At 39.9% G+C, this 9,505-nt stretch carries 10 protein-coding genes and 2 pseudogenes; 8 read left to right on the top strand and 4 right to left on the bottom strand.

The features are described from left to right. From IM319_RS06280 to IM319_RS06255, 6 genes and pseudogenes are all read left to right on the top strand, one after another. A pseudogene (locus IM319_RS06280) lies at positions 1-453 on the top strand (photosystem II q(b) protein); the annotation flags it as partial. Between the two features lie 102 nt (positions 454-555). Next, positions 556-1,662: a serine/threonine-protein kinase gene (locus tag IM319_RS06275; protein WP_287735026.1), complete on the top strand. Its 1,107-nt coding sequence runs from the start codon at positions 556-558 to the stop codon at positions 1,660-1,662. Between the two features lie 185 nt (positions 1,663-1,847). Beyond that, positions 1,848-2,135, top strand: coding sequence for a hypothetical protein (locus IM319_RS06270; RefSeq protein WP_287735025.1), 288 nt, complete (start codon positions 1,848-1,850; stop codon positions 2,133-2,135). A 191-nt stretch (positions 2,136-2,326) separates the two neighbouring features. Then, the gene (locus tag IM319_RS06265) at positions 2,327-2,818 is read left to right on the top strand and encodes a COP23 domain-containing protein (RefSeq protein WP_287735024.1); all 492 of its coding nucleotides are present in this window, start codon (positions 2,327-2,329) and stop codon (positions 2,816-2,818) included. Between the two features lie 44 nt (positions 2,819-2,862). Continuing rightward, positions 2,863-4,296: a S1 family peptidase gene (locus tag IM319_RS06260; RefSeq protein WP_287735023.1), complete on the top strand. Its 1,434-nt coding sequence runs from the start codon at positions 2,863-2,865 to the stop codon at positions 4,294-4,296. Continuing rightward, positions 4,280-5,212 carry a S1 family peptidase gene (locus tag IM319_RS06255; RefSeq protein WP_287735022.1) on the top strand — a complete coding sequence of 311 codons (933 nt, stop codon included), beginning with the start codon at positions 4,280-4,282 and terminating at the stop codon, positions 5,210-5,212. The genes IM319_RS06260 and IM319_RS06255 overlap by 17 nt, the downstream gene beginning before the upstream one ends. Positions 5,213-5,372: 160 nt before the next feature. On the opposite strand, the gene IM319_RS06250 is transcribed toward IM319_RS06255, so the two are convergent. The 4 genes from IM319_RS06250 to IM319_RS06235 form a co-directional block, all read right to left on the bottom strand. Further along, entirely contained in the window at positions 5,373-5,858 is a 486-nt protein-coding gene (locus IM319_RS06250) for a DUF3368 domain-containing protein (RefSeq protein ID WP_287077742.1), read from the bottom strand. After that, complete coding sequence (locus tag IM319_RS06245) at positions 5,851-6,102, bottom strand: UPF0175 family protein (RefSeq protein ID WP_286824184.1); 252 nt, start codon at positions 6,100-6,102, stop codon at positions 5,851-5,853. Before IM319_RS06245 ends, IM319_RS06250 begins: the two co-directional genes overlap by 8 nt. 309 nt (positions 6,103-6,411) lie before the next feature. After that, positions 6,412-6,768 (bottom strand): DUF5615 family PIN-like protein, encoded by a 357-nt coding sequence (locus IM319_RS06240; protein WP_286824195.1) that lies wholly within the window; start codon positions 6,766-6,768, stop codon positions 6,412-6,414. Next, positions 6,765-7,070, bottom strand: coding sequence for a DUF433 domain-containing protein (locus tag IM319_RS06235; RefSeq protein WP_286824183.1), 306 nt, complete (start codon positions 7,068-7,070; stop codon positions 6,765-6,767). The genes IM319_RS06240 and IM319_RS06235 overlap by 4 nt, the downstream gene beginning before the upstream one ends. Before the next feature lie 784 nt (positions 7,071-7,854). Between IM319_RS06235 and IM319_RS06230 the strand changes: the two genes are divergently transcribed. Beyond that, the gene (locus IM319_RS06230; RefSeq protein ID WP_287735027.1) at positions 7,855-8,604 is read left to right on the top strand and encodes an SIMPL domain-containing protein; all 750 of its coding nucleotides are present in this window, start codon (positions 7,855-7,857) and stop codon (positions 8,602-8,604) included. Positions 8,605-8,744: 140 nt separating this feature from the next. Further along, positions 8,745-9,505 (top strand): annotated as a pseudogene (locus IM319_RS06225) (RNA-guided endonuclease InsQ/TnpB family protein); the annotation flags it as partial.

Genomic DNA, 9,505 nt, shown 5'->3' with positions numbered 1-9,505 from the left:
TTCAGTGCGATGCACGGTTCTCTAGTAACTTCTTCTTTAGTGCGTGAAACCACTGAAATCGAATCTCAGAACTACGGTTACAAATTCGGTCAAGAAGAAGAAACCTACAATATCGTTGCCGCTCACGGTTACTTCGGACGTCTAATCTTCCAATACGCTTCTTTCAACAATAGCCGTTCTCTGCACTTCTTCTTGGGTGCTTGGCCGGTAATCGGTATCTGGTTTACGGCAATGGGTGTTAGCACCATGGCGTTTAACCTCAACGGTTTTAACTTCAACCAGTCGATTCTCGATTCTCAAGGTCGTGTAATTGGTACTTGGGCCGATGTGTTGAACCGCGCTGGTATCGGTATGGAAGTAATGCACGAGCGTAATGCACATAACTTCCCCTTAGACTTAGCTAGTGGCCAACAGGCTCCTGTGGCTCTGATTGCTCCTGCTATCAATGGTTAATTCCTAGTCTGAACGAAAAGGCACTCCCGCGAGGGGGTGCTTTTTTGTGGGCATGGTTGCTAGAATATAAACCATCTTCCGTCAAGATTGCCAACCAAGACCATGAAACCCTCAATGATTATTGGCCAGTATTATAAAATTGTAAAAAAATTGGGCATGGGTGGATTTGGAGAAACCTATATAGCCGAAGATTTACGACGTTTAGGAAGTCAATGTGTTATTAAAAAGCTTATATTTAAAAGCAATAACCAAGATGAACTTAAAAAAGCGCAGGAGTTATTTTATCGAGAAGCTAAAACGCTAATGAATTTAGGCAAACACGATCAAATTCCTTATTTATTTGCCTACTTTTTAGACAATCAAGAATTTTATTTAGTTCAAGAATATATAGAGGGCAATTCGCTGGAAGAAGAAATTCGCAATCGGGGAAAATTTGAGGAACAGGAAGTCATTGAATTTTTGCTAGGGATTCTCCCCGTTTTAGAATACATTCATAAAAAACAAGTAATTCATCGAGACATCAAGCCATCGAATATCTTGCGTCGGGATCGAGATAAAAAAATTATTTTGATTGATTTTGGAGGAGTCAAAGCACCTCTTTTAACCAATTCAACATTACCGAATTCATCGGGAGGGAATCTAACTAAAATTTATACCAGTGGTTATACGCCAAAAGAACAAATGGACGGTTATCCAGAATTCAATAGTGATATTTATGCTTTGGGAATGACTGTTATTAATGCTTTAACTGGTATTGAACCAAAAGATATATCTCGTAATTCGAGTACCAAACTGCTCGCATGGAGAACAAGGGCTAATAACGTGGGGGATCAACTAGCGGCTATTATCGATCGAATGATTCAAGAAAACCACACAGATCGCTATAAAAACGTAGAGGAAATTCTTGAAGACTTGCATCATTTGGAAAAAACAGTAGTTATCAATCATAGTCGAGTCAGTGTTCTTCGTTCGGTGATCAATACCCAGATTCCTATGGTTAATATACCTCTGGGCAATTTTTTGATGATATTAGTCATGATCACAGGATTTATCTGGGGTTTTAATCTACTTCGAGCAATAGTCTTCGATTCGCATCATCAGAAGCAGAACGAGTCCCCAATTCCAAAACCGTCTCCTAGTCCTTCTTCGCCAGACCCCGAAAACGAGGGAGGGATTTTTCTTCGTCCCGATAATCTAAAGAAGAACTAGGCTAGAAAAGCACATCTAATCGTCTGGCTTGATAAGGGAAAGAAATAAAACGATTCTTTTGGTTTCTATGTGGAAACGGGGGTCTATACTGATATTTTCTTTTTTCAAAATAGTCCTAAAAGTATTATTCAGTAACCATTTCACCTTACATAAACAAAAATTATCACACAAAGTAGAGAAGAGCCATGACACGTCAATTTCATCAGATTATGCCACTGTTGGGATTATTGATTAGCTTGTTAAGTCTCTATACTGCCCAATATAATCTGCACTTTGCTTGGAAAAATCTAGTGATGAATTGTCAATCTCATCGTCACCTAGAAATTTGTCGAGATGTTCTATCGACTATAGAGGTTCCCGATAAACCTCTATTCCTTCGCACTGAAGAGAATAAACGAGAAGGGTTGATCGAGCCATCAGAACCCCTATTTTTGCCGACTGATTCCTACCGAAAGCCGATCAGAGTACCTTGATTTTGTCAGAAAATCGTGACAAAACGAACACGGGTGCAGAAATTGTTGAGTTAAGATGATCTGAGTATTATCCTTAGTGCTGGAGGGTTTTAACGTTGAATAGACTCAAGAGGTTCGCAATAGTTCTTGTAGCGGCAGTAGTCGGATTTTCGGTCTTATTCTCTCAGCCGATTTTCGCAAAAAACCCGCCAGTGACGTTTCAGTGTCAAACTCTCAGTAGTGGTGTTCCCACTACTGTGGCTACTAGCCCGAAATGGCAGAACCAACCACGTCAATTAATTCGTTGGTTAGAACCGTTAGCGAGAGAGGCTGGCTACACGCCGCTACGACGCTGTCAAGAGGTGAGTAATCGTCTTGATGAACAGTTCCGCAAAGGGGTTCAATATATACGACATGATTATATCAACGGAAATCCCGCAATTTGTACTACGAATCAAGAGGGAGCTAAATGTACAAAAGAGCAACTTCTGTGGACGCTTAATGGAAATATTTACGGATTTGAGAATGGCAGTGGTGGGAAAGAAAGCCCTAGTCAGTTATTAGACGACTTGTTCGCTCTCTCCGATAGAAATTTTTCTGGGCGGCCTCTCAAGCAGTGTGGTAATAAGTCAACTTTTGTTAACATTATGGCGGTTTTACGAGGTGAAGAGAAGGTGGCCAGAGAAGTGTGTGTTTCGCAGTAATCATGAAACTTAGAAAATTTATCGTTATCTTTCTGTTAACTTGCATGGTGTTGTTCACCATGCAAGCTTTTTTAAATCCTATCGACGGACAAACTTCTCATGCTGATGAGCAACCCTCTATAGGGAAGATGGATGAAGATATAATAAGGGATATCGCTAGATTGATCACTGTAAGAGTTTACACAGTTTTATGGGAAGAATGGCCATATACAACATCCGTCAGTGGTTCGGGAGTTATCGTTGATAGACAAGAAATCAAACGGAAAAATAGTCAAAGCATCTACAATTATTTAGTCTTAACAAACGCTCATGTCTCATCTGGAATTGACAAATTTTATATTCAAACTCATGAGGGTTTCATTCATAGAGGTCAAATTCATCCCAAGGCTAAATTCGAGCGAATGGGGGTAAAAGCCGATCTAGCCTTGTTATGGTTCGAGAGTCCTTATCAATACGAAACAGCCATTAAGAAAACCTCGGAGAATTTGCCAGATAAAAGGGACTTTTTTGTGACTGGATTTCCCTGTAAATTAACGGCAGTTCCTAGTATTGATTGTCCGGCAGAATTTCTTTTTACCAAAGGCAAAGGATGGGTTATCGATCGCTATCTGAAGGACGGCTATCAATTGGCTTTTACCAATGACACAGAGGAAGGAACCAGTGGAGGTGCAATTCTCGATCATAAAGGGCATTTAGTCGGAATCAATGGAAGAGGAAAAACCACGGCTGATGCCGAACAAAATAGGTACGCAGATAATGAAAAAGTTCCGTTCATTATTCAAGAAAATGCTCCCTTATCTTTGGGATTACCTATTGATTGGTATTTATCGCTGAATTCCCAGCAATTATTTAGAGAATTACCGACCTCCACGCCTCAATTAGAACCGATCCGATTTTTGTCTCCACCTCCTTCCGTCAAATCAGAAACTCTTGGGGTAAGTAAGTTAAACCCCATGACTGCTGTTGATCGGTTAACTCTTGAACAAAAGTTGAACATGATCTTGATACTATCGGGGGTATTACCTTTGCTAGTATTGATTCTGATAATATCAGTAGTTTTGATGATAATCAAAAATATAATCGAAAATTTTTGGATTTATTTTCATCCAATAATCATAGCGAAATTTGAGATACAATCCGACCACAAAATTAAATTTATATCAGATTCTAGCATTGTCAATAGTAAGGTGGTCGATATTCCTACACAGAAGTTAGAAACATTAAAATTATCAGCCGAACAAAACTGGAAGATAAGGCTTACTCCCTTAAGTTTGGGAAGCAATCAAAACAAAACTATTATCCCAAAAATAGTAAATACTGATAAAAACTATTATCAATACAGGCTAGATAAAACAAGGAAAAATAACACAGTTATCTATAAAATTGTTTGTAAAGGGAAAAATCTTAAACAAAGATATGATATATCTAAAAGTAAAATTGTTACCATTGAATTTGACTTTAATGACAACACTGGTTAATAAAAAATCTCTTGAAAAAAGAAATATTTTTCACGAAAGCAAAGTAAAAAAGATGAAGTATCGAGCTATTTATACCATTTATTTGTCAATTCTTTTATGGGGTATATTGGTAGGTTGTGAAAAAGACGGCACTACGCCACAACAGCAGGAGGTAAATCCATCAGTAATTTCCGAAATATTAAGAAAATCTACTGTGTATATCAAAGGAATAGGAACGGGTATAATCATCGGTTCCGCTTCTAATAATTACTATGTGCTAACCGCTAAACACGTAGTAGATAACCCATCTTCAAAAGAGATCGTTACCTACGACCGTCGATTCTATCCGATCCAAGAAATTATCCCAGATAGAACATTAGACCTAGCCATTGTTAAATTCACCAGCGAGATGGATTATCCTACTGTCACTTTAAATCGCAATATCTCTCAAGGTCAAGCAGTCTCGGTATTAGGTTGGAGATATTGTTCTGGAAAACCCAAAGAGGAGTTGACACGTGGAACTATAGAGCAGATCGTCCGATCCGATCAAGAGTATACCGAAAATGATAAAAAGCTTTTAGAGAATCTCGACGATCCAAAAAAACACTTTCAAGAGGGAAATCGAGTCAAATATACAAATCCAACAATTGAAGGAATGAGTGGGGCTGGAGTTTTTAATCAACATGATCAAGTGGTGGCTATTCATGCTACGGCTGGAACCTATGAGAACAGTACAGAAAACTGTTCGGTGTTAGATAGTACCCATAGTCCTAACTGGGGAATTCCGATCGAGGTTTTTTTAGATTCTCCATTATCTCGCGGAATCCCGATCAAAACGATCAAAGCTTCTCCTGACCAGAAGGAAAATCCTTCCCCGCAGAATATCAAGGAACAATCAAATGAGCCGATCTTTAAAAGACCGAAATCAAGAAATTAATCTCATTTGTTTGACCTGTACCCTTTACTGTTCATCATCGTAAACGTTTAGGGGTGAAAGCGGCACTCACAGGAAAGCAAATTCTGTCTTTGATTGAACGGTATTTTCGATTAGTTGTCCCGCACGTCTGTTACCGAGGGGAGAGGGAAGGGGAACTATTCTATCCTTCACCAGCTAATTTTAAGACAGAAGTACGAGTAGTGGCATCTAAGCGAAAATTCAGCAATTCTAGTTGATTAAGAATTGGCTCAATACGGTGTAGATAACCATTTTGTTTAGCCTTTAATAATATTCCCATTGTTCCAGTGAGTTTTATTCCTAATAAGTTTGCATATCGTCTTGCCAATCCATCATCAAGTAAAGCGAGAGAATCGGGAATTTCTATTGCTAAAGCTAATACTTCTTTTTCTCCTTTTCCTAAATCAGTGACAAGGGGTAAAAGAGAAACTGATTTTGCTTGTTGAATAATTATCCAACTTAAGGAGGTTATATCAGGTAAAGAGATTCCAGAAGCCTTTCCAACAGTTAACTCTTGATCTACTGAAAAAGGAATAATTATCTGTCCGTAAAAGTTTGGTAGTAACTCAAGTAAGTTAGTCTGATAGAGGTATTGAATCGGTGATGTATCGGCAATGACGTTAGGCATTGGCCATATCCTCGATTAATTCTGCTTCCTTGAGTCGGAAGGTATCAACTCCATAGTCTGCAAGTTTAGAAAGAAAAACAACTCGTGGAATACCTGCTAAATTGGCAGCAGTGCCAGAGGAAAGTTTTCCCAGTTCATAAAGTTTAATGGCAGCAAGAAGAGAGATTTCTTGTGCCAGTTGTTCTGGGGTGAGATGTAAAGCGAGGGCGGTTTCATCGGGTAGGGAGAGAGTGATTTGGTACATGATGAATACTAGAGTTTTTCTTATTATACTAAATCCGTTGAGTATAGGCTACACATCAGTACAGGCAAAAGTAATAAGCAATAGACAAAAGGGGCAACAGATAATCAGTTTTTAATAACCGAATTTAGTACCAGACGCTTCACGAAGCTATTAGACGAACTCCTCTTCTGGAGGCTTTATCTGTAGTCGGCATTTTTCGCCGTTTCTGTGTGTATAAATAGGCAGAGATTTTATGAGCTTAAAAAAAGCGAAATAAATGGCAAAAGAGCGAGGAATAGGATTTAAGTTTTAAGATTTGTAAATTGTAGCTTACCCTTTAATAAATTCTACATTATTCTCGATCTGTTCACTTGTTTTCCCAGAAATTAATTCCAAAATTTGGCGTAATTGTTCTCCAATTGAGTAACGTTGTTGAGGAGCGAGTATGATTCCTCGATGAGATTTACTTTCCGTTAAATACTGAGTGTGTAGGCGGTAAAAATCGCCTCGATTAAAAGTGTATAATACCCTTCCTTGACCAGTAGCATAGTCTAATTGTTCTGAATCGGAGCTCCCCAACATCGCTGCTTCTGTAGCCGTTATCACATCGACTCCTCTTGCTCTTAAAGCCGCTACAAGGCTCTGATCCATCGAGTCTTCATCTAAATATAATGTCAGCTTGACTATTTATTTAACTTAGATTGAAGCCACTCCTGTTCAAATTGTTTCACCTCGGCTTCTTCCTGAGCTAAATCAGTTTCAATTTCTTCCCTGTTGGCATGATAGTAAGTTAAAGCCGCATAAACTTTGGCTAAATCCAAATGGGGATGTCCTATCCGGTTTAAAATTTCTTCAGGAGTCAGCCCTAATTTATACCAAGAAACAATGCGGCGTACTGTAAATCCTGTCCCAGTAATTGTTGGTCTTCCTCCTCGAATTTCAGGAGAATGATCGATTAAAGTTCCAATTTCAATTGTCGTCGTAGTCATGATCCAAATCATTAATAAATTTGCCTTTTAATTAGGGTTTGCGGCAAAAAGTTTTTCTTGGGGGCAGGATGTGGGGTGTGGGGTGTAGGGTTTTACCGATTTTCAGGGGGTCAACTACCTAATTTTCAGGGAAAAAGTCCCGGAATTTTCCCCCTGATCACTCCCAGTCCGGTACTTTTTGATTGACAAAAAGTCTAAAAGTCTTACCCAACAAGGTTTTTATATTTATTCAGCCAACCCTAATTATATCATAATAACGGTTGAAAATAAAGCTAACATTTTCAATTTAGCAATTCTCAGTTTTAGACACAGCAAGTCTTTTAGTGATTTTAAGAACATTTTAAAGGGGGATTTTTGGGCAACTTTGGATGTACTATCACGTCAAAAGCCTGAAGACTCGTGAAATGAAATTCGCAATCCCATGGAATTTTATGCCGTATTATGCGAACTAACCCCCAAAAGCCTTGCTACAGGGCAAATTTAGAATTGCTATTCTAAAGGAGATTTCCGTGATCGCAGTTTTAAAATGTCCCTCAAATAGAGAAGAATCAGAGGAAAGCTTATCCAGTCAAGTTTTGAGCGAAAGCGACCGCAATCTCAGATATCTTGGGGATTGTTGCAAAAAAGAGGCTTTATGCCTCTTTTTTGGTGATTTCTGGCCAAGATAGTCGATCTGTAAAAGCGCATCAACCTGACGCAAGAAAAATTGATTTTTGTAAATAATAATTTCAACTCGCTCGCTACTAGCATAGGATAGAAACGTCCGATTTCTAGGATGGGGATGATGAAAGACAGTTCTATATTCCGACGTTTCCCACAAGTATTCGCCGGTTTGTCGGTGCTATCGATCGCTCTCGTCTTGAGTTCCTGGATAGCGGCGCGCTCCCTCTTAGCGGTGAAACAGGCCAGCGATGTTTTTGTCGTGACTGGTTCGGCAAAAAGGGCGATTACATCCGATTATATTCTCTGGCGTTTATCGGTTTTCAGTCAACAACCCACCGCCCGCGAAGCCTACCGCGATCTGATCCGGCAAACCGAGCGGATACGAGCTTATCTCAAAGAAAAACAAGTTCCCGACGACGCAATCACCACCAACGCGATCGAGACGATGGCGATTCCCGAAGTAACAGCTAACGGCCAGGAAACCGGGCAAATTCTCGCCTATCGCCTCACCCAACGCTTCGAGATCCGAGCGGGGGATGTGGCCCGTTACACGGAACTTTCTCGGCAGGTAACGGAATTGATCGAGGAGGGAATTAACCTCGTCTCCGAACCCCCCCAATACCTTTACACCCAACTCGATAAGCTGCGGGTGGAAATGGTGGCGGCAGCGACCAAGGATGCGAGAGCCAGAGCCGAAGCGATCGCCAGTAGTACCGGCAGTCGGGTGGGAAGGGTGCGCGATGCGAAAACGGGAGTTTTTCAGATCACCTCGCGCAATTCCACTGACGTGAGCGATTCGGGAATTTACGACACCTCCTCGATCGACAAAGATATTACCGCGGTCGTTTCGGTGACGTTCGGGATCGAGTGAATTACAACACAATCTTTACCGAAAACTTGGGTTTAAACCCCCGCCATGCCCCGCGTAGCAGAGGGCGGTTTTTAGATAATGGGTTGTCAGTTTAATATTTAATGTGTTAGAACAAGTTTATTCTTGAAATTTTAGCGTAAATGTTTGTCCTAGAGTTTAAAGTTGAGGCTAAATTACAACAATATCAGGCTATAGACGATGCTATCCGCGCCGCCCAATTCATCCGCAATAAATGCTTAAGGTATTGGATGGACAACAAAGGTGTAAACAAGTATGATCTATCAGCTTATTGTCGAGTTTTAGCCCATGACTTTAAATTTGCTGGTCAATTAAATTCTCAGGCAAGGCAAGCATCGGCTGAAAAGGCATGGTCTTCTATTTCCCGTTTCTTTGACAACTGTAAGCAGAAGGTAATCGGGAAAAAAGGGTATCCACGGTTTAAAAAGTTTTCTCGCTCGGTTGAATATAAAACAACAGGATGGAAGCTGATTAATCCTAAAACTATTCACTTTAGCGATCAAAAGGGGATTGGAACACTTAAACTAAAAGGTACTTGGGATTTAGGATACTTTCAGTAGTCTGACATTAAGCGAGTTAGATTAGTTCGTAAAGCCGACGGCTATTATTGTCAATTTGTTCTTTCTTGTGACGTTAAAGAAGATGTTAAGCCATCAGGTAAGTGTATCGGACTAGATGTGGGATTAGCTTCTTTTTATACTGACCATGAGGGTAATAAGGTTGACAATCCTAAATTCTTGAAAAAGTCCGAGAAACGATTAAAACGACTTCAAAGGCGATTATCTGAAAAGAAAAAGGGAAGTAAAAATCGTCAAAAAGCTAGACAAAGATTAGCTAAAGCTCACCTTAAAGTAAATAGGCAACGTCAAGACTTTGCTGTGAA

It is taken from the genome of Microcystis sp. M113S1 (genome assembly GCF_020246945.1).
Taxonomy (GTDB): domain Bacteria; phylum Cyanobacteriota; class Cyanobacteriia; order Cyanobacteriales; family Microcystaceae; genus Microcystis.
The sequence above is the reverse complement of the archived record's forward strand: the minus strand, read 5'-3'. Positions and strand labels throughout refer to the sequence as shown.

Bases quoted from the DNA above. Each gene is read 5' to 3' on its own strand.
- IM319_RS06255 (WP_287735022.1), top strand. From the start codon at position 4,280: ATGACAACACTGGTTAATAAAAAATCTCTTGAAAAAAGAAATATTTTT.
- IM319_RS06250 (WP_287077742.1), bottom strand. From the start codon at position 5,858: ATGCCTAACGTCATTGCCGATACATCACCGATTCAATACCTCTATCAG.
- IM319_RS06275 (WP_287735026.1), top strand. From the start codon at position 556: ATGAAACCCTCAATGATTATTGGCCAGTATTATAAAATTGTAAAAAAA.
- IM319_RS06245 (WP_286824184.1), bottom strand. From the start codon at position 6,102: ATGTACCAAATCACTCTCTCCCTACCCGATGAAACCGCCCTCGCTTTA.
- IM319_RS06260 (WP_287735023.1), top strand. From the start codon at position 2,863: ATGGTGTTGTTCACCATGCAAGCTTTTTTAAATCCTATCGACGGACAA.
- IM319_RS06270 (WP_287735025.1), top strand. From the start codon at position 1,848: ATGACACGTCAATTTCATCAGATTATGCCACTGTTGGGATTATTGATT.
- IM319_RS06235 (WP_286824183.1), bottom strand. From the start codon at position 7,070: ATGACTACGACGACAATTGAAATTGGAACTTTAATCGATCATTCTCCT.
- IM319_RS06230 (WP_287735027.1), top strand. From the start codon at position 7,855: ATGAAAGACAGTTCTATATTCCGACGTTTCCCACAAGTATTCGCCGGT.